Annotated in this window: 16 protein-coding genes; 1 reads left to right on the top strand and 15 read right to left on the bottom strand. The window is 72.7% G+C overall.

Annotated elements, in window-relative coordinates; all coding sequences use genetic code 11:
* Positions 1-58: 58 nt before the first annotated feature.
* The 10 genes from pafA to M3673_RS08530 form a co-directional block, all read right to left on the bottom strand.
* Positions 59-1420: a Pup--protein ligase gene (gene pafA / locus M3673_RS08485; RefSeq protein WP_056864422.1), complete on the bottom strand. Its 1362-nt coding sequence runs from the start codon at positions 1418-1420 to the stop codon at positions 59-61.
* A gap of 105 nt (positions 1421-1525) precedes the next feature.
* The gene (locus M3673_RS08490) at positions 1526-3157 is read right to left on the bottom strand and encodes an amidase (RefSeq protein WP_251532975.1); all 1632 of its coding nucleotides are present in this window, start codon (positions 3155-3157) and stop codon (positions 1526-1528) included.
* Entirely contained in the window at positions 3157-3462 is a 306-nt protein-coding gene (locus M3673_RS08495) for a hypothetical protein (RefSeq protein WP_193660856.1), read from the bottom strand. Before M3673_RS08495 ends, M3673_RS08490 begins: the two co-directional genes overlap by 1 nt.
* A gap of 211 nt (positions 3463-3673) precedes the next feature.
* Positions 3674-4483 (bottom strand): proteasome subunit alpha, encoded by an 810-nt coding sequence (gene prcA / locus M3673_RS08500; RefSeq protein WP_251532982.1) that lies wholly within the window; start codon positions 4481-4483, stop codon positions 3674-3676.
* Positions 4480-5325, bottom strand: a complete 846-nt coding sequence (prcB, locus tag M3673_RS08505) for a proteasome subunit beta (protein ID WP_156697922.1) — start codon at positions 5323-5325, stop codon at positions 4480-4482. The genes prcA and prcB overlap by 4 nt, the downstream gene beginning before the upstream one ends.
* A complete protein-coding gene (locus M3673_RS08510; RefSeq protein ID WP_251532984.1) occupies positions 5325-5522 on the bottom strand; it encodes a ubiquitin-like protein Pup in 198 nt (65 codons plus the stop codon). Before M3673_RS08510 ends, prcB begins: the two co-directional genes overlap by 1 nt.
* Before the next feature lie 41 nt (positions 5523-5563).
* Entirely contained in the window at positions 5564-7072 is a 1509-nt protein-coding gene (dop, locus tag M3673_RS08515) for a depupylase/deamidase Dop (protein WP_056904051.1), read from the bottom strand.
* Between the two features lie 76 nt (positions 7073-7148).
* Positions 7149-8849 carry a proteasome ATPase gene (gene arc, locus M3673_RS08520; protein WP_156697921.1) on the bottom strand — a complete coding sequence of 567 codons (1701 nt, stop codon included), beginning with the start codon at positions 8847-8849 and terminating at the stop codon, positions 7149-7151.
* Between the two features lie 220 nt (positions 8850-9069).
* Positions 9070-9981 carry a tRNA (adenine-N1)-methyltransferase gene (locus M3673_RS08525; RefSeq protein WP_251534314.1) on the bottom strand — a complete coding sequence of 304 codons (912 nt, stop codon included), beginning with the start codon at positions 9979-9981 and terminating at the stop codon, positions 9070-9072.
* A 166-nt stretch (positions 9982-10147) separates the two neighbouring features.
* Positions 10148-11314 carry a site-2 protease family protein gene (locus tag M3673_RS08530; protein WP_193660859.1) on the bottom strand — a complete coding sequence of 389 codons (1167 nt, stop codon included), beginning with the start codon at positions 11312-11314 and terminating at the stop codon, positions 10148-10150.
* 76 nt (positions 11315-11390) lie between these two features.
* On the opposite strand from M3673_RS08530, the gene M3673_RS08535 reads away from it, so the two are divergent.
* Entirely contained in the window at positions 11391-12317 is a 927-nt protein-coding gene (locus M3673_RS08535) for a PD-(D/E)XK nuclease family protein (protein WP_251532986.1), read from the top strand.
* On the opposite strand, the gene M3673_RS19635 is transcribed toward M3673_RS08535, so the two are convergent.
* The 5 genes from M3673_RS19635 to metH form a co-directional block, all read right to left on the bottom strand.
* Positions 12278-13003 (bottom strand): response regulator transcription factor, encoded by a 726-nt coding sequence (locus M3673_RS19635; RefSeq protein WP_251532988.1) that lies wholly within the window; start codon positions 13001-13003, stop codon positions 12278-12280. The genes M3673_RS08535 and M3673_RS19635 overlap by 40 nt on opposite strands.
* Entirely contained in the window at positions 13000-14304 is a 1305-nt protein-coding gene (locus M3673_RS08545; protein ID WP_251532990.1) for a sensor histidine kinase, read from the bottom strand. The genes M3673_RS19635 and M3673_RS08545 overlap by 4 nt, the downstream gene beginning before the upstream one ends.
* Positions 14305-14332: 28 nt before the next feature.
* On the bottom strand, positions 14333-14728 hold the full coding sequence (locus tag M3673_RS08550) for a hypothetical protein (protein ID WP_156697888.1): 396 nt from the start codon (positions 14726-14728) through the stop codon (positions 14333-14335).
* Between the two features lie 157 nt (positions 14729-14885).
* On the bottom strand, positions 14886-15608 hold the full coding sequence (locus tag M3673_RS08555; protein ID WP_227488379.1) for an HAD family phosphatase: 723 nt from the start codon (positions 15606-15608) through the stop codon (positions 14886-14888).
* Entirely contained in the window at positions 15601-19344 is a 3744-nt protein-coding gene (metH, locus tag M3673_RS08560) for a methionine synthase (RefSeq protein ID WP_193660862.1), read from the bottom strand. The genes M3673_RS08555 and metH overlap by 8 nt, the downstream gene beginning before the upstream one ends.
* Between the last annotated feature and the right edge of the window lie 12 nt (positions 19345-19356).

A 19356-nucleotide genomic window follows, 5' to 3' on the forward strand; every position in this document is an offset into this window, starting at 1 on the left:
CAGGAGCGACCTGCATCCTACGAGGCGGCCCCACCGCGGCCTGCGGCCCCTCGCCGGGTCACATGCCGTCGATGAGTCGCTGCACCCGCTCGTCCTCGGCGCGGAACGGGTCCTTGCACAGCACCGTGCGCTGGGCCTGGTCGTTGAGCTTGAGGTGCACCCAGTCGACGGTGAAGTCGCGGCGCCGCTCCTGGGCGCGGCGGATGAAGTCGCCGCGCAGCCGGGCCCGGGTGGTCTGCGGGGGCACCGACTTGGCCTCGAAGACCTTGAGGTCGTGGGTGACCCGCGCGACCGCCCCCCGCTTCTCCAGCAGGTAGTAGAGGCCGCGGCCACGGTGGATGTCGTGGTAGGCCAGGTCGAGCTGGGCGACGCGGGGGTGGCCCATCGGCAGGCCGTGCTTGGCGCGGTAGGCCTCGATGAGCTTCCACTTGATGACCCAGTCGATCTCCCGGTCGACCAGGCCCAGGTCGTCGGACTCCACCGCCTTGAGCCCGCGCTCCCACAGGTCGAGCGCGCGCTCGATCGTGGGGGTGCTGATCTCGCGGCGGTCGACGAAGTCGCGGGCCTTGGCGAGGTACTCCCCCTGGATCTCCAGGGCGCTGGCCTCCCGGCCGTTGGCGAGGCGCACCTTGCGCCGCCCCGTCATGTCGTGGGAGATCTCACGGATCGCGCGGATGGGGTTCTCCATGGTGAGGTCGCGCATCACCACGCCCTCCTCGATCATCCGCAGCACCAGGTCGCAGGTGGCGACCTTGAGCATCGTGGTGGTCTCGCTCATGTTGGAGTCGCCGACGATGACGTGCAGGCGGCGGTACTTCTCGGCGTCGGCGTGCGGCTCGTCGCGGGTGTTGATGATGGGGCGGCTGCGCGTGGTGGCGCTCGAGACGCCCTCCCAGATGTGCTCGGCGCGCTGCGAGACCGAGTAGGAGGCGCCCCGCGGGGTCTGGGTCACCTTGCCCGCGCCGACGATGATCTGGCGGGTCACCAGGAAGGGGATCAGGATGTCGGCCAGCCGGGAGAACTCCCCGGCGCGTCCCACGAGGTAGTTCTCGTGGCAGCCGTAGGAGTTGCCGGCGGAGTCGGTGTTGTTCTTGAACAGGTAGATCTCACCGGCGATGCCCTCGTCGTGGAGCCGCTGCTCGGCGTCGAGCAGCAGGCCCTCGAGGATCCGCTCGCCCGCCTTGTCGTGGGTGACCAGCTCGGTGATGTCGTCGCACTCCGGGGTGGCGTACTCCGGGTGGCTGCCCACGTCGAGGTAGAGCCGGGCGCCGTTGCGCAGGAAGACGTTGCTGCTGCGGCCCCAGCTGACGACCTTGCGGAAGAGGTAGCGCGCCACCTCGTCGGGGCTCAGCCGGCGCTGCCCCTTGAAGGTGCAGGTGACGCCGTACTCGTTCTCGATCCCGAAGATCCGACGGTCCATGGGGAGACAGTACGTCGCTCCGCGCGGGATCGGGGGGCGGAACGCCGCGGCGCGGACGACGCCTCCGGGTGGAGGGCCGTCCGCGCCGCCGTGGTGCGGGCCGGGTCAGGCGGTGAGGCGGGCCACCTCGTCGGCGCTGAGGCGGGGCGCGGCCCCGCGACGTCCGGCGACCCGGCCGCCGAGGTCGGGGTCGGCCGGGCGGCGCAGGTGCCAGTCGGTGACGGCCTGGTAGGCCGCGACCACCTCGATGAGGCGGTCCTCCTCGTAGGGCGCGCCCCCGAGGACCGTGCCCACGGGCAGGGTGTCGGGACCGGCGCTAGAGGCGGCGAAGCCGATCGGGAAGCCGATCTCCGGCAGGCCCAGGATGTCGAAGGGCACGACACTGGTCTGCAGCAGCACGTCGCAGTCGGCCATGACGGTGTCGAGCACGTCGCGCAGCAGCCGGTGCTTGGCCCGCTGCCCGGTGATCCACTCGTCGCCGGAGAGGAAGAGGCCCTGCACCCACGAGGTCAGCGAGACCCCGAACCTCGTCGGGTCCTGCTGCAGAAGACGCAGGAAGGGCTCGGTGCGCTCGGGCAGGCGCACCGCGTTGAAGGTGCCGGTGAGCAGGGCCCAGTCGTCGGGGTAGGTGACGTCGACCAGCGTCAGCCCGGGGATCGCGTCGAGTGCGGCCAGCGCCTGGGTCTGCAGGGCGAGCGCCTCGCCGGTGAAGCTCGCGAGGTAGCCCTCGGGCACGCCGACCCGGGTGGCCCGGCGCGCGGTGACCCTGCCCTTGCGGTCGAGCTTCGGCAGCGCGGAGGCGATGAAGTCGGGCTTGCGGGGCAGGCCCTGGGTGCGGGGGTCCTGGCTGTCGACGCCGGCCAGCACTTGGAGCATGATCGCGGCGTCGAGCACGTCGCGGGCCAGCGGACCCACGTGGTCGCGGGTGTAGGTGAGCGGGACGACCCCGTGGAGCGAGACCCGGCCCATCGTGGGCTTGAGGCCGGTGAGGTTCTGCCGGTTGGCCGGCAGGATGATGCTGCCGCCGGTCTGGGTGCCGATGGAGGAGCAGGCCATCCGCGCCGCCACCGAGGTCGCGGGACCGGTCGAGGAGCCGCCCGGGTCGACGCTCGCGTCGGCCGGGGTCCACGCGTTGACCGTGGTGACGGTGCCGTTGGGCAGGGTGGCGCGGGTCGTCGCCAGGGGTCCCATCTGACCCTTGCCCACCATCACCGCTCCCCCGGTCTGCAGGCGCGACCAGGCGGTGGCGTCGTAGGTCGGCACGAAGTCCTCGAAGATGGTCGAGTTGGCCGTGGTCGCGACGCCGGCGGTGAAGAAGTTGTCCTTGATCGTGAGCGGGATCCCGGCCAGCGGCCCGCGCACCCTGCCCCGGTCGACCGCCCGTGCTCGGGCCAGGGCGGCCTCGGCCGGCCGGGCGTTGAAGGCCTGGTAGACCCCGTCGTAGGTGTCGGCCCGCTCGAGGTGGGCCGAGACCAGCTCGGTGGCGGTGACGACGTTGCGGCGCAGCAGCTGCGCCGCCTCGGCCAGCGTCGCCTCGGTGGGGTCGGCCTTGGCCGCGGCCCGCACCGCGACGTTCGGCAGCCTGATGCCGGCGATGGCCCGCGCGGTGGCGGCGCGCTCGGCGGCGCTGCCGGCCGCCGGGGCGGCGGCCGCACCCTCGGTCGTGCCCACCACGCCGAGCGCGGCGGCGGCGCCGGTGGCGGCGAGGAAGGCGCGGCGGTTGACCTCGGCGACCATCAGGCGTCCACCTTCCCGGTCCAGGCCTCGACGATCGAGGGGTACTCCAGCGGGGGCGCGACCTGCTGGGCGTAGAGGTCGTCGTCGGTCGGTGAGCCGCTGGCGGGCCGCCAGGTGTTGATCGCGCCGGGGGTGGAGCGCACGAAGCCCTTGAGCGAGGCGACCAGGGAGTCCTGGGTCGGCACGCCCGTGGCGGGGTCGAAGGTGGTGGGCAGGAGCGAGAGGTCGAAGCCGGAGACGAGCAGGCGGGCCTTGACGAAGGCGGTGAGCTCCTCGTCGGTGAGGCTGGCGGCGGAGACGGGCATGCAGGGCACCTTTCGGGCGGGCGTGGGGTCGAGCCCGACCGTAGGAAGGTCGTTCGCGCGTGCGGTGTCGACGGTGTGACCGGGGGATTTCGTGGGACGCCGGTGTGTGTCGCTCCGGTCCCGTACGCCAACGAGCCCGCCCCGGACGTGGGTCCGGGGCGGGCTCGGGTGGTGCGGGTGCCGGCGGGTGCCGACGGGTGCCGGTGGTGGCTCAGGGCGCGACGGGCGGCTCGCCCTCGACCTCACCGGCCCCGCCGAGCAGGTCGGGGGTGGTGGTCTCCCCCGCTGCCGGCTCGGGCGCCGAGGACGCGCGGTCCCCGAGCAGCTGCTCGAGGCGCGCGGGGCTGAGCCGGACGAACTTGCGCGGGCGCTGGCGCGTGCGGTCGAGCACGGCGACCTCGAGGTCGCGGGTGGCGATGACCCGGTCGCGCGCCACCCCCTTCTCGTCCGGGGTGTGACCCAGGGCCGCCACCGCCAGGCGCAGGGCGTCGCCGAGCTCGGCGCCCTCGGCGTACCGCTCCTTGAGGTAGCCCGCGACGACGTCGGCCGCACCGCCCATGACGGCGTAGCCGTGCTCGTCGGCGACCTGGCCGTCGTAGGTGAGCCGGTAGACCTGGTCCTCGGCGGCCTCGTCGCCGATCTCGGCCACGAAGAGCTCGACCTCGTAGGGCTTCTCACCGCCGCTGCTGAAGATCGTGCCCAGGGTCTGGGCGTAGGCGTTGGCCAGCGCACGGCCCGACACGTCGCGCCGGTCGTAGGCGTAGCCGCGCATGTCGGCGAGGCGCACCCCGGCGATGCGGAGGTTCTCGAACTCGTTGTAGCGCCCCACCGCGGCGAAGGCGATGCGGTCGTAGATCTCGGAGACCTTGTGCAGCGCCTGGGAGGGGTTCTCGGAGACGAAGAGGACGCCGTCGGCGTACTGGATCACGACGACCGAGCGGCCGCGGGCGATGCCCTTGCGCGCGAAGTCGGCCCGGTCCTTCATCAGCTGCTCGGGCGAGACGTAGAACGGCGTGCTCATGCGTGCCCCCCTCCGGTCAGCGGGGCGGTGGGTCCGTCGGGGTGCGACATCCGGCCCGCGATGACACGGTCGGCGACCGCCGCGACCTCGTCGCCGGAGAGGCGGCGACCGCCCTCGGCGGTGATGACGTGGACGATGGGGAAGATCCGTCGCGCGACGTCGGGCCCGCCGGTGGCGGAGTCGTCGTCGGCGGCGTCGTAGAGCGCCTGCACGGCCAGCGTGACGACCTCGGCCTCGGTGAGGTCGGGGCGGTAGAGCTTCTTCAGCGAACCCCGGGCGAACATCGAGCCCGAGCCGACCGCGGTGTAGCCGGTCTCCTCGTAGCGCCCGCCGGTGACGTCGTAGCTGAAGATGCGACCGCGCGCGTCGCCGAGGTCGAAGCCCGCGAACAGCGGCACGACGGCCAGGCCCTGCATGGCCATGCCGAGGTTGGAGCGGATCAGCGCCGAGAGCCGGTTGGCCTTGCCGTCGAGGGAGAGGGTCGTGCCCTCGATCTTCTCGTAGTGCTCCAGCTCGGTCTGGAAGAGGCGGATCATCTCGATGGCCAGCCCGGCGGTGCCGGCGATGCCGGCCGCGGAGTACTCGTCGGTCGCGAAGACCTTCTCGATGTCGCGCTGCGCGATGATGTTGCCCATCGTGGCGCGACGGTCACCGGCCAGCAGCACGCCGCCGGGGAAGGTCGCCCCCACGATGGTCGTGCCGTGCGGCGCGAGGTCGCCGGCCTGCCCCTGCGGCAGCGCCCGGCGCCCCGGCAGCAGGTCGGGGGCCTGGTCGGCGAGGAAGTCGCTGAAGGAGGACACCCCCGGCTGGAGGTAGGACGCGGGGAGGCGTGGACCGGGGATCACTGGCCGCCCTTCTGGATGAACGACTTCACGAAGTCCTCGGCGTTGGTCTCCAGGACGTCGTCGATCTCGTCGAGGATGTCGTCGACGTCGGCGTCGATGGTGCCCTTGCGCTCGGCGACGTCGGTCTCGGGGGCCGTCTCGACGCCCTCCTCGGTCTCCGAGGACCTGCGCGGCTGCTTCTGCTCCTGTGCCATACGCCGACCCTAGCGACTCCCCGGGCGCGACGAGCCGGGACTCAGCGGGTGAGCGCGGCGAAGAGCTGCTGGGCGGTCTCGCAGCGGTCGAGGAGCTCGCCCACGTGGGCCCGCGTGCCGCGCAGCGGGTCGATGGTCGGCACCCGCTGGAGCGACTCGCGCCCCGGCAGGTCGAAGATCACCGAGTCCCACGAGGCCGCGGCGACGTGGTCGGCGTACTTCTCCAGGCAGCGGCCACGGAAGTAGGCGCGGGTGTCCTCGGGCGGATCGTGCATGGCGTCGTCGACCCCGGGCTGGTCGAGCAGGCGCTCGATGCGCCCGGCGCCGACGAGGCGGTGGTAGAGGCCCTTCTCGGGGCGGATGTCGGAGTACTGGAGGTCGATGAGGGCCAGCTTGGCGTCGTCCCAGTCCAGGCCGTCGCGGGAGCGGTACTGCTCGAGCAGCTTGAGCTTGGCCACCCAGTCCAGCTCGCCGGCGCAGAGCATCGGGTCGCGCTCGAGCCGGTCGAGCACCGACTCCCAGCGGGCGAGCACGTCGACGGTCTGCGCGTCGGCGTCGTCGCCGAGGCGGTCCTCGACGTACTTGCGGGCCAGCTCGAGGTACTCCATCTGCAGCTGCACCGCGGTCAGCGTGCGCCCGTCGCGCAGCCGCAGCAGCTGGCGCAGCGTCGGGTCGTGGGAGACCTCGCGCAGCGCGGCGACGGGGCCCTCGACGGCCAGGTCGCGGTCGAGGAAGCGGTCCTCGATCATGGCCAGCACCAGCGAGGTCGTGCCCACCTTGAGGTACGTCGACACCTCGGCGAGGTTGGCGTCGCCGATGATGACGTGGAGGCGGCGGTACTTCTCGGGGTCGGCGTGCGGCTCGTCGCGGGTGTTGATGATCGGGCGCTTGAGCGTGGTCTCCAGGCCCACCTCGACCTCGAAGAAGTCGGCGCGCTGGCTGACCTGGAACCCGTGCTGGCGACCGTCCTGGCCGATGCCGACCCGGCCGGCGCCGCAGACGACCTGGCGGCTGACGAAGAACGGTGTGAGGTGCTTGACGATGTCGGCGAACGGGGTCGAGCGGCGCATGAGGTAGTTCTCGTGCGCGCCGTAGGAGGCGCCCTTGCCGTCGGTGTTGTTCTTGTACATCAGGATCGGCGCGCCGCCGGGCAGCTGGCCCGCCCTGACCTGGGCGTCGAGCATGACCTGCTCGCCAGCCTTGTCCCAGCGCACGATGTCGAGCGGCGTGGTGACCTCGGGCGTGGAGTACTCGGGGTGGGCGTGGTCGACGTAGAGCCGGGCGCCGTTGCTGAGGATCACGTTGGCCAGGCCGAGGTCCTCGTCGGTCAGCTGCGAGACGTCGGCCACCTGGCGGGACATGTCGAAGCCGCGGGCATCGCGCAGGGGCGACTCCTCCTCGAAGTCCCACCGGGCCCGGCGGGCGCGCACCGTGGCCGAGGCGTAGGCGTTGACGACCTGCGAGGAGGCCACCATCGGGTTGGCGTGGGGCTGCCCGGCCACGGAGATGCCGTACTCGACCTCGGTGCCCATGACCCGTCGCACGCTCATGGCGCGAGCCTACGCCGGAGGTGCCTGCGGCTCCGCGGCCACCGGGGGTCCGGTCGGCCGCGGAGCCTGCTGCGGCCTAGAGGTACTGGCCGGTGTTGGCGACCGTGTCGATGGAGCGCCCCGGCTCCGTGCCCTGCTTGCCGGTGATGAGCGTGCGGATGAAGACGATCCGCTCGCCCTTCTTGCCCGAGATCCGCGCCCAGTCGTCGGGGTTGGTGGTGTTGGGCAGGTCCTCGTTCTCCTTGAACTCGTCGACGCACGCCTGGAGCATGTGCGAGACCCGCAGGCCGCGCTGGTCGTGGTCGAGCAGGTCCTTGATGGCCATCTTCTTGGCACGGTCGACGATGTTCTGGATCATCGCCCCGGAGTTGAAGTCCTTGAAGTAGAGGACCTCCTTGTCGCCGTTGGCGTAGGTCACCTCGAGGAAGCGGTTCTCCTCGGTCTCGGTGTACATCCGCTCGACGGTGGCCCGGATCATGCCGGCCACGCACGCGTCGCGGTCGCCGCCGAACTCGGCGAGGTCGTCGGCGTGCAGCGGCAGCGAGGTCTTCAGGTACTTGCTGAAGATGTCGCGCGCCGACTCGGCGTCGGGGCGCTCGATCTTGATCTTCACGTCGAGCCGGCCCGGGCGCAGGATCGCGGGGTCGATCATGTCCTCGCGGTTGGAGGCCCCGATGACCAGCACGTTCTCGAGCAGCTCGACGCCGTCGATCTCGCTGAGCAGCTGCGGGACGATGGTGTTCTCGACGTCGGAGGAGACTCCGGAGCCGCGGGTGCGGAAGAGGGAGTCCATCTCGTCGAAGAACACGATCACCGGGGTGCCGGTGCTGGCCTTCTCCCGGGCGCGCTGGAAGACCAGGCGGATGTGACGCTCGGTCTCGCCGACGTACTTGTTGAGCAGCTCGGGGCCCTTGATGTTGAGGAAGTACGACTTGCCCTCCTGCCCCGTCCTGGCCGCGACCTTCTTGGCCAGGCTGTTGGCGACGGCCTTGGCGATGAGGGTCTTGCCGCAGCCGGGCGGGCCGTAGAGCAGCACGCCCTTGGGCGGCTTGAGCTCGTGCTCCTTGAACAGCTCGGGGTGGAGGTAGGGCAGCTCGACGGCGTCCTGGATCATCTCGATCTGGCCGCCGAGGCCGCCGATCGACTCGTAGGCGATGTCGGGGACCTCCTCGAGGACCAGCTCCTCGACCTCCGACTTCGGGACCTTCTCGTAGACGTAGCCCGCCCGCGAGTCCAGCAGCAGGGAGTCGCCCGCGCGGATGGTCTCCTGGCGCAGGGGCTCGGCGAGGCGCACGACGCGCTCCTCGTCGGCGTTGGCGATGACCAGGGCCCGCTCGCCGTCGGCGAGCAGCTCCTTGAACATCACGACCTCGCCGACCTGCTCGAACTCCAGGGCGGCCACGACGTTGAGGGCCTCGTTGAGCATGACCTCCTGGCCGCGGCGCAGGTCGTCGAGGTCGACGCCCGGGCTCACCGTCACCCGCAGCTTGCGCCCGCCGGTGAACACGTCGACGGAGTCGTCGTCGTTGCGCGACAGGAACGTGCCGAAGCCGGCCGGCGGCTGGGCCAGGCGGTCGACCTCCTCCTTGAGCTTGAGGATCTGGTCGCGGGCCTCCCGCAGCGTCTGCGCGAGGCGCTCGTTCTGCGAGGTCACCGCGGCCAGCGACCGCTGGGTGTCGGCGAGGCGCAGCTCGAGGCCGCGCGGGCTCCCCGGAGCCTCGGAGAGACGACGACGCAGGTCGCCCACCTCCTGCTCCAGGAAGCGGACCTGGGTCATGAGCTCCTCGGGGCTCGCGCCCCCCGTGCCGTACCGACTCGATCCTGACGGGTTCTCCGACGTCATCAGCGCACCTCCTGTGCTGGCGACACTACCCGCGCGACGACGTCAGGGAAGGGCGGATCCCACGGTGTCGGTCACGTTTTGGTCGCGCCCCCGACACCGCCGCGCCACCGGCACCGCCGTGCCACCCGGGCGGGTGGGGACGACCCGGGCGCGCTCAGTCGGAGGCGGGCTCCTCGACCGGCACGTCGGGCGGGCGGGGGCCGGAGTAGTCGGGGCCGTAGGCGCCGGGGGCGGGACGACGGGTCTTGCGCGGCGGGCGCTCCCCCGGGGCCATCCGGCGCGCGGTCACCAGGAACGCGGTGTGGCCGATCATCTTGTGGCCCGGGCGCACCGCCAGGCCCTCGACGTGCCAGTCGCGCACGAGCGACTCCCACGGCTGGGGCTCGGTGAAGCCGCCGTGGGCCCGGACGGTCTCGACGAAGCGGGAGAGCTGGGTCGTCGTGGCGACGTAGGCGCAGACGATGCCGCCGGGCACGAGCGCGTCGGCGGCGGCGTCGAGACATTCCCAGGGGGCGAGCATGTCGAGGATGATGCGGTCGCAGCGCTCCCCGGAGGCCGGCAGCGCCTCGGCCAGGTCGCCCAGGCGCAGCTGCCACGCGGGGTGGCTGCTGCCCTCGGGCGCACCGAAGAACTGGTGGACGTTGCGCTGGGCGACCTCGGCGAACTCCTCGCGGCGCTCGTAGGAGGTCACCCGGCCGAAGGGACCGACCGCGCGCAGCAGCGAGCAGGTCAGCGCGCCGGAGCCGACCCCGGCCTCGACCACGCGCGCGCCCGGGAAGATGTCGGCCAGGGCCACGATCTGGGCGGCGTCCTTGGGGTAGACGACGGCCGCGCCGCGGGGCATGGAGACGACGAACTCCGACAGCAGCGGGCGGAAGACGAGGTACTCCCCGCCCGCCGACGAGGCGAGGGTGAAGCCCTCCTCGCGCCCGATGAGGTCGTCGTGCTCGAGGTGGCCGCGGTTGGAGAAGAAGCGCTTGCCCGGCACCAGCTCGAAGTTGTGCCGGCGGCCCTTGGTGTCGGTCAGGCGCACCCACTCCCCCGCGCGCAGCGGGCCGCGGTGCACACCCGACCACGCCTCCGGCGGTACGTCGGGATCGCGGGCCGGCTCGCCCGCGGCGTCGGGCTGCGGCTCGGCGGGCTCGCCGGCTTCGGCCGGCTCGGCGGGCTCGGTCGGCACGGGCTGCTCAGGCTGGTCGGGCACGGCCGGAACCCTAGGCCATCGGGCGCGCTCAGCCCGCAGTGGCGCGGAAGGCCGCCTCGAGGTCGGCGGAGGAGAGCACCCCGAAGACCGAGCCGTCGTCGGAGACCAGGACGTACTCGCTGGCCGGCTCGCTGCCCATCGCGCGCAGCAGCCCCTCCCCGCTCAGACCGACCGGGAGGGTCAGCCCGGGCGCGAGGGCCCGGCTGACGGTGGAGGTGGCCACCCAGGGGCGACGCTCCTCCGGCGTGGCGAGGAGGGCGGCCTCGTTGACGACGCCCACCGGGCGACCGTCGGGGGCGACGGTGACGATGCTCCCGGCCGCGGCCTCCTGGGCGCGGCGGACCGCCTCGGCCAGCGGCAGGTCGCTCGGCACCGCCAGGGTGCGCCGGGCCAGGTCGCGGGCGACGAGCGCCGGCAGGCGTCGGCGCAGCCGGGCGTGCGTCATGGCCGCGCTCGACCCGGCCCACAGGAAGGTGGCGACCACGAAGGCCAGCACGTAGTCGAGCAGGTCGGGGGCCACACCGGTGAGCGCCTGCTGCGCGGCCGGCCAGAACAGCACGGCCACCGCGGTCACCCGGCCGCCCCAGCCCGCGACGATGCTGCCGCGGTGCTGGTCGCCGGTGGCGCCCCACACCGCCGCCTTGAGCACCCGCCCCCCGTCGAGCGGGAGGCCGGGCACGAGGTTGAGCACGCCGACCAGCAGGTTGGAGGCGGCCAGGATGCCGATCCCCAGGCGGAGCAGGCCGTCGGGGGTGATCCACCACAGCCCACCCGCCACCGCGCCGACGGCCAGGGAGGTGAGGGGGCCGACGACGGCGATCCAGAACTCCTGGCGCGGGGTGCGCGACTCGGCGTCGATCGTGGTGGCGCCGCCGAGGAAGTGCAGCGTGATCGCGGTGACCCGGAAGCCGTAGCGGCGGGCGACGACGGCGTGGGAGGCCTCGTGCAGCAGCACCGAGCCGTAGAGCACCACGGCGAGGACGACGCCCACGACGTACTTCAGCGCTCCCAGCCCTCCCCGGGCCGCCTCCACCTGCGGGGCGAGGATGACCGAGATCAGCGCCGCGACCAGGAACCACGAGGAGGAGACGAGGACGTCGCTGCCGGCGATGGTGCCGACCTTGAACGTGCCCGCGGGGCGCGCGCGGCCTCGCTCGGGGGTCGGCGGGTCGCCCTGCGGGCCGGTCGGGGACACGCTGCGAGGCTATCGGACCCGCGGTGGCCCGCTCACGGGCGCGGGGACGTCGGCGGTCGGCCCTAGGCTGCCCGGCATGGCCAGCCCCACCGTCCCGACCGTCGCAGCCTCCCCCGCCGAGCCGCTCTCGACACCGGTCGACGGCGTCGAGGTCGTGGGCGCGCTCTCGCCCAGCCGGGCCGGCGACTTCACCACCTGCCCCCTGCTCTACCGCTTCCGCACCATCGACCGCCTGCCCGAGCCGCCCAGCGTCGACGCCGTGCGCGGCACGCTGGTGCACAAGGTGCTGGAGGACCTCTTCGACCTGCCGGCCGCCGAGCGCACCCCCGAGCGCGCGCGCACGATGGTCGACCCGACGTGGGAGGCGCTGGTCGAGGCCGAGCCGGGCCTCGCCGAGCTCTTCGAGGACCGCGAGGGGCCGCAGGCCGCGGCCTGGCTGGCGTCGTGCCGCGTGGTGCTGGACCGGTGGTTCACCCTCGAGGACCCCACGCGGCTCGAGCCGGCGGAGCGCGAGGTCTACGTCGAGACCGTCCTGGAGTCGCGGCTGCTGCTGCGGGGCTTCGTGGACCGGCTCGACGTGGCGCCCGACGGCGCGCTGCGCGTGGTCGACTACAAGACCGGACGCTCCCCGGGCGAGGGCTTCGAGGCCCGTGCGCTGTTCCAGATGCGGTTCTACGCCCTGGTGCTGTGGCGCACGCGCGGGGTCGTGCCGAAGGTCCTGCAGCTGGTCTACCTGGGCAACGGCGAGATCGTCCGCTACGAGCCCGACGAGGCCGACCTGGTCGCCACCGAGCGCAAGGTGGAGGCCATCTGGGCCGCGATCCGCAGCGCCCGCGAGAGCGGGGAGTGGCTGCCCAGCCCCGGACGGCTGTGCTCGTGGTGCGCCCACCAGGCCCTCTGCCCGGCCTTCGGGGGCACTCCCCCGCCGCTGCCGGTCGTGGAGCCCTCCGACGCCGTGTCGGCTCAGGGGTCCGAGGACGCCCCCGGCACCTCCACGCCCTGACGCTCGGCCCACAGCGCGGCCTGCGTGCGGTCGACGACGCCGATCGCGGCGTAGACCCGGGTCAGGTGGGCCTTGACGGTGCGGTCGGTGATGCCCAGGCGGCGGGCGATCTGCTTGTTGGCCAGACCGGCGCGGACGAGTCCCAGCACCTCCAGCTCGCGGCGGGTCAGCCCCGCCGGGGTGCTCGCGCGGCCCCCGGGCGGTGGCACGCCGGGACCACCCGTCCCGGGCGGGCGCCCCCCGGACGGCTGCCGGGAGCCGAGGAGCTGGCGCGCGGCGCGGGGGTCGAGGGGGGACTCCCCGCGGCTGACCGCGTGGACCCCGGCCACGAGCACGTCGGGGTCGGCGTCCTTGAGCAGGTAGCCGACCGCACCCGCGTCGAGGGCCGCGACGATGCGCTCGGAGTCGGAGAACGACGTCAGCACCAGCACCTCGGCCAGCCCCTCGGCGACGACCGCGCGGGTCGCCTGCACGCCGTCGACCCCCGGCATCTGCAGGTCCATCACCACGACGTCGGGTCGCAGCCGTCGTGCGAGGTCGACGGCCTCGGCGCCGTCGGCGGCCGACCCGACCACCTCGACCCCGGCGCTCGCCGAGAGCAGCTGCGCGAGACCGTGCCGCACCACGGCGTGGTCGTCGACGAGCACGACCCGCACGACGGGCACCGCGGGCACGTGGTCGCTCACCGCTCGACCCTCAGCAGGACGCGGGTGCCCTCGCCGGGCGCGCTGTCGACCACCAGGGAGCCGCCGGTGTCCTCGACGAGGCTCTGCAGGCCGCGCAGGCCGTAGCTGCTGCGTCCGCGGACCGCCTCGGGGTCGAACCCGACGCCGTCGTCGGCCACCTCGAGCACGAGCCCGGAGGGCGCGGCGCCGACCTCCACCGAGAGCCTCCCGGCGGCGGAGTGCCGGATGGCGTTGCGCACGGCCTCCTGCGCCACACGCCAGACCAGCGCCACCTCCGCGTCGGGCGCGTGGGCCACGTCGTCGTGCACGGCCACGGTGGCCTCGATGCCCGCGGCCTCGGCGGGAGCCACGAGGTCGGACAGCGCGGCGGCCAGCCCGCGCGCGTGCAGGTCGGGCGGGTGGATCTCCGCCAGCAGCGAGCGCAGCGCCTTGAGGCTGTCGCGCAGCGCCACACCGGTGTCCTCCAGGAGGTCGCGGGCCCGGGTGGGTGTCGCCGGGTCACGGCTCAGCGCCGACAGGGAGAAGGCCGTGCCGGCGAGGTCCTGCACCACGCCGTCGTGCAGGTCGCGTGCGATGCGGCGCCGCTCCGCGTCGGAGGCGCTGATCGCCGAGCGCAGCAACCGCTCCCGGTCGCGGGACGCCGTGCGGAGCTGGCGGGTGAGGAGGGTCAGCAGGCAGGTGACGATCACCACGAGCAGGAGGAAGGGGCCCACGGTGATCCAGCGGTAGGCGTTGTAGATCTCGGCGCGCCGCGACTCGATGTCCTGCACGTCGTAGAACGCCTCGACGAGCACCTGCCGTCCCTGCGGCGTCTGGCTCCCGGTGAAGACCTGGACCAGGTCCTCCGGGGAGCCGTCGGGTCCGGCGGGCACCAGGGGGGCCCGATCCCCCGCCGGCGCCGATCCCGTGCCGCCGTCGAGCAGTGCCTCCTCCTCGGCGGCGGTGAGGGGGTAGACCTGTCCGATCAGGCTGAGGTCGGGGGCGTAGACGACCGTGCCGTCGGCGGCGCGCACCGTCAGCGCCTCGATCCGCGCCGGGCTGTTGGTCACCAGCTGCCGCATCTCCCGGTCGAAGCGGTCGAGGGTGCCGGGGAGCGACTTGCTGCTGCCGGGGAACAGACGCTCCTTGAGGTAGGGCTCCACCAGGGCGGCCGTGACGAGGCGGTTGGTCGCCCGGCGCTCGGCCAACGCGCCTTCCTCGGCGGCGCGGTCCGCGAGGCGTCCCGCGACGACCGCGATGACGACCAGGAGGGCGCCGCTGACGAGGAGGAACCCGACGACGGGGTGGCGCAGCAGCCTCATGGTCCTCAGATCGTGACAGCGGGCTCGGTCAGAAGATGACCTCACCCTTGCAGATCACGCCGTTCGCCGTGTTCTCAGCCCGGAACTCGATGTCGTCGGCACCCCCGAGGTCGATCATCGACCGCGAGATGCGGAAGGACCGGTCGGCGTCCTTGGCGCGCACCTCGCCCTTGGCCGAGAAGTCGTCGTTGTGACGCATGCGCCACTCCCAGACGTCGTCGTCCTCGGAGAAGACGCTGCCGACGACGGTGAGGCGCCCGTTGCCGTCGGCGCTGACACGGAGCTTGTAGCTCGACGTGCTGTCACCGCGGCAGCCTCCCCGATCAGTCTCGCCGTCACCCGCCGCCGCACCAGGTGCGGTGGCGAGGGCCGCTGCGCCCACCATGCATAAGGACGTGACGACGAGACTGATCCGGGCCGGCACCGCTGCTCTCCTCCGCTTCCGCGGAGTCGAGTGGCGTCCCCGAGGTGAGGTAAATCTGACCGACGCGAGGGGGTCTGCGCCACTGTCCTCTGGTACTAGGACCCCGGTACGACCCGGACGGGTCGACCCGGTCGGCCGCCGGTCGGTGCCGGCGGCCTCAGCGGGCACGCCGCTCCGCCCCGGCTGCGGCGTGGGTGGCGGCGAGGTCGTCGACGCCGAGCCCGTGCAGGCTGTCGCGGAAGACCCGGCGCGGCCCGGGCGGCACCGCCACGTGGTGCGGCACCACGAGCACCGAGCACCCGGCCGCGGCGGCCGAGGCGGCGCCGGTGGCGGAGTCCTCGACGGCCAGGCAGTGCGCGGGATCGAGCCCCAGCCGCTCGGCCGCGAGCAGGTAGGGGTCGGGGTGGGGCTTGCCCCGCTCGACCTGGTCGCCGGTCACGACGACGTCGAAGCTGGCCTCGGGGAGGGCATCGACGACCGGCTCGACGAAGCGGGTCCACGACATCGTCACCAGCGCCGTCGGGAGCCCCGCCGCGCGTGTCGCGGAGAGGAGCTCGCGGGCGCCCGGCCGCCACGGCACGTCGACGCGCACCTGCTCGACGACACCGTCGAGCAGGCGCTCGACGATGGCGCGGGGGGTGAGGTCGAGGCCCATGCGCTCGCGGATGTAGACCGCCGAGTCGAGCAGGTCGTTGCCGACCAGCCGCATCGCGTCCTCGTGGGTCCACGTCGCACCGTGCTCCGCGGCCAGCGCGTGCTCCGTGGCGATCCAGTAGGGCTCGGTGTCGACGAGCGTGCCGTCCATGTCCCACAGGACCGCCGCGGGCAGGGCTCCGCCGCGGCCCCGTCCGGCGGAGCGCACGAGGTCGGCCTCAGTCATCGGGGTCGTAGCCCAGGCTCGGCGAGAGCCACCGCTCCGCCTCCGCGAGCGACCAGCCCTTGCGCGCGGCGTAGTCCTCGACCTGGTCGCGACCGAGGCGACCCACGACGAAGTACTGCGACTGCGGGTGGCTGAAGTACCAGCCCGACACCGACGCACCGGGCCACATCGCCATCGACTCGGTGAGGGTGATCCCGGTGGTCTTCTCGACGTCGAGGAGGTCCCACAGGGTCAGCTTCTCGGTGTGGTCGGGGCAGGCCGGGTAGCCCGGCGCGGGGCGGATGCCGGAGTACTTCTCGGCGATGAGGTCCTCGTTGCTCAGCTGCTCCTCGGGCACGTGGCCCCAGAACTCCGTGCGCACCCGCTGGTGCAGACGCTCGGCGAAGGCCTCGGCGAGGCGGTCGGCCAGCGACTCCAGCAGGATCGCGCTGTAGTCGTCGTGCTCGGCCTTGTAGGCCTCGACGCGCTCGGGCAGGCCGATGCCGGCGGTGACCGCGAAGCCGCCGACGTGGTCGGCGATGCCCGTCTCGCGGGGGGCGACGTAGTCGGCCAGCGAGCGGTGGGGCACGCCCTCGCGGTGCTCGCCCTGCTGGCGCAGGTGGTGGAGCACCGTGCGCACCTCGGTGCGCTCCTCGTCGGCCCACACGACGGTGTCGTCACCGTCGCCGTTGGCCGGCAGCAGCCCGTAGACCCCGCGCGCGGTGAGCCACTTCTCGGCCACGATGCGGTCGAGCATCTCCTGTGCGTCGTCGTAGAGCTTGCGCGCGGTCTCCCCCGAGGCGGGGTTGTTGAGGATGTCGGGGAAGCGCCCCTTCATCTCCCAGGCGTTGAAGAAGGGCTGCCAGTCGATGTACTCGCGCAGCTCGGCGATGTCGTAGTCCTCGAGCACGTGGACGCCGGGGCGTCGCGGCGCCGGGGCGTCGTAGCCGCTCCAGTCCACGGGGGTGGCGTCGGCGCGGGCCCGGTCGTAGGGCAGCAGGCGACGCTCGCTCTTGCCGGCGTGACGGGTGCGCAGGGAGTCGTAGTCGGCCTTGACGTCGGCCAGCAGGGCCTCGCGCCGCGTCTCGTGCAGCAGCGCCGCCGCGGTGGGCACCGAGCGCGAGGCGTCCTTGACCCACACGACCGGTCCGTCGTAGCGGGGGTCGACCTTGACCGCGGTGTGGGCGCGCGAGGTGGTGGCCCCGCCGATGAGCAGCGGGATGGTCAGGCCCTGGCGCTGCATCTCGGTGGCGAGGTTGACCATCTCGTCCAGCGAGGGCGTGATGAGGCCCGACAGACCGATGATGTCGGCGCCGACCTCCTGGGCGGTGTCGAGGATCTTCTGCGCCGGCACCATGACGCCGAGGTCGATGACCTCGTAGTTGTTGCACTGCAGCACCACACCGACGATGTTCTTGCCGATGTCGTGCACGTCGCCCTTGACCGTGGCCATGACGATCGTGCCGTTGGTCTCCTTGGCGGTGGCCAGCGCCGGGTTGTCGAGCTTCTCCTGCTCGATGAACGGGATGAGGTAGGCCACGGCCTTCTTCATCACGCGCGCCGACTTCACCACCTGCGGCAGGAACATCTTGCCCGCGCCGAAGAGGTCGCCGACGACGTCCATGCCCGACATCAGCGGGCCCTCGATGACCTCGATCGGTCGACCGCCGCGCGCCGCGATCTCCCGGCGCAGCTCCTCGGTGTCGGACTCCACGTGGGCGTCGAGCCCCTTGACCAGGGCGTGCGTGATGCGCTCCCCCACCGGGAGCTCGCGCCAGGCCTCGGTGACGGCCTCGACGGCCTCGCCGGCGCGGTTGTGCTCCTCGGCGATCTCCAGCAGGCGCTCGGCGGCGTCGGGGCGCCGGTCGAGCACGACGTCCTCGATGCGCTCGCGCAGCTCGGGCTCGACCTCGTCGTAGACCACCAGGGCGCCGGCGTTGACGATGCCCATGTCGAGACCGGCCTCGATGGCGTGGAAGAGGAAGACGGCGTGGATCGCCTCGCGCACCGGGTTGTTGCCGCGGAAGGAGAAGCTGACGTTGGAGATGCCGCCCGAGACCTTCGCCCCGGGGAGGTTCTGCTTGATCCAGCGGGTGGCCTCGATGAAGTCCAGCCCGTAGGACGCGTGCTCCTCGATGCCGGTGGCCACCGCGAAGACGTTGGGGTCGAAGATGATGTCCTCGGGCGGGAAGTCGACCTCGTCGACCAGGATCCGGTAGGCGCGCTCGCAGATGGCCTTGCGGCGCTCCAGGTTGTCGGCCTGGCCGTCCTCGTCGAAGGCCATGACCACCGCGGCGGCGCCGTACTTGCGGCACAGGCGGGCCTGGGCGCGGAAGGCGTCCTCGCCCTCCTTCATCGAGATCGAGTTCACGATGGCCTTGCCCTGGACGTTCTTCAGGCCGGCCTCGATGACCTCGAACTTCGAGGAGTCCACCATCACCGGCACCCGGCTGATGTCGGGCTCGCTGGCGATGAGCTTGGTGAAGCGGTCCATGGCCGCGACGCCGTCGATCATGCCCTCGTCCATGTTGACGTCGATGACCTGCGCGCCGTTCTCGACCTGCTGCGCGGCGACCGACAGGGCCGCGTCGTAGTCGCCGGCCTTGATGAGGTTGCGGAAGCGGGCCGAGCCGGTGATGTTGGTGCGCTCGCCGATGTTGACGAAGAGGCTGGAGGAGTCGACGGTGAAGGGCTCGAGGCCCGAGAGGCGCAGCGCGGGGGCCACCGACGGCACCTCGCGGCGGGTGCGTCCCTCGACGGCGCCTGCGATGGCCGCGATGTGGGCCGGGGTGGTGCCGCAGCAGCCGCCGACGATGTTGACGAAGCCGGCCTCCGCGAACTCCCCCACGACCGCGGCCGTCTGCTCCGGGGTCTCGTCGTACTCGCCGAAGGCGTTGGGCAGCCCGGCGTTGGGGTAGCAGGACACGAAGGTGTCGGCGATGCGCGAGATCTCGGCGACGTAGGGGCGCATCTCGCTGGCCCCGAGGGCGCAGTTGAGGCCGACCGCGATCGGTCGGGCGTGGCGCACGGAGTCCCAGAAGGCCTCGGTGACCTGGCCCGACAGCGTGCGCCCCGAGGCGTCGGTGATCGTGCCGGAGATGATGACCGGCCAGCGGCGCCCGGTCTGCTCGAAGAGGGTCTCGAGGGCGAAGATCGCGGCCTTGGCGTTGAGGGTGTCGAAGATGGTCTCGACCATCAGCAGGTCGGCCCCGCCGTCGACGAGGCCGCGGGCGGCCTCGAGGTAGGCCTCGACGAGCTGGTCGTAGGAGACGTTGCGCGCGCCCGGGTCGTTGACGTCCGGGGAGATGGAGGCGGTGCGGGTGGTGGGACCGAGCGCACCCGCGACGTAGCGCGGCCGCTCCGGGGTGGCCACCTCGTCGGCGACGCGGCGGGCCAGCCGCGCGGCCTCGAGGTTGAGCTCGCGGGCCAGCTCGGCCATGCCGTAGTCCGAGAGCGAGACGGCGTTGGCGTTGAAGGTGTTGGTCTCGAGCAGGTCGGCGCCGGCCTCGAGGTACTCCCGGTGGATGCCCGCGATGATGTCGGGCTGCGTCAGCGTGAGCAGGTCGTTGTTGCCGACCAGGTCGCTGGGCCAGTCGGCGAAGCGCTCGCCGCGGTAGCCGGCCTCGTCGGGCCGGTCGCGCTGGATCGCGGTGCCCATCGCGCCGTCGAGCACCAGGATCCGCTCCTGCAGGGCGCGGGTGAGCGCCTCGGTGGCGTCGGGACGCCAGTCGACGGAGGTGTCCTCGGGCTCGGGCAACGCAGCTCCTCT

Source organism: Nocardioides sp. P86 (assembly GCF_023712465.1).
GTDB classification, from domain to species: domain Bacteria; phylum Actinomycetota; class Actinomycetes; order Propionibacteriales; family Nocardioidaceae; genus Nocardioides; species Nocardioides kribbensis.

Excerpts from the sequence above, each read along its gene's own strand:
- M3673_RS08490 (WP_251532975.1), bottom strand. The coding sequence starts at position 3,157 with ATGGTCGCCGAGGTCAACCGCCGCGCCTTCCTCGCCGCCACCGGCGCC.
- M3673_RS08545 (WP_251532990.1), bottom strand. The coding sequence starts at position 14,304 with ATGAGGCTGCTGCGCCACCCCGTCGTCGGGTTCCTCCTCGTCAGCGGC.
- arc (WP_156697921.1), bottom strand. The coding sequence starts at position 8,849 with ATGACCCAGGTCCGCTTCCTGGAGCAGGAGGTGGGCGACCTGCGTCGT.
- M3673_RS08555 (WP_227488379.1), bottom strand. The coding sequence starts at position 15,608 with ATGACTGAGGCCGACCTCGTGCGCTCCGCCGGACGGGGCCGCGGCGGA.
- M3673_RS08535 (WP_251532986.1), top strand. The coding sequence starts at position 11,391 with ATGGCCAGCCCCACCGTCCCGACCGTCGCAGCCTCCCCCGCCGAGCCG.
- M3673_RS08510 (WP_251532984.1), bottom strand. The coding sequence starts at position 5,522 with ATGGCACAGGAGCAGAAGCAGCCGCGCAGGTCCTCGGAGACCGAGGAG.
- pafA (WP_056864422.1), bottom strand. The coding sequence starts at position 1,420 with ATGGACCGTCGGATCTTCGGGATCGAGAACGAGTACGGCGTCACCTGC.
- M3673_RS08495 (WP_193660856.1), bottom strand. The coding sequence starts at position 3,462 with ATGCCCGTCTCCGCCGCCAGCCTCACCGACGAGGAGCTCACCGCCTTC.
- prcA (WP_251532982.1), bottom strand. The coding sequence starts at position 4,483 with ATGAGCACGCCGTTCTACGTCTCGCCCGAGCAGCTGATGAAGGACCGG.
- dop (WP_056904051.1), bottom strand. The coding sequence starts at position 7,072 with ATGAGCGTGCGACGGGTCATGGGCACCGAGGTCGAGTACGGCATCTCC.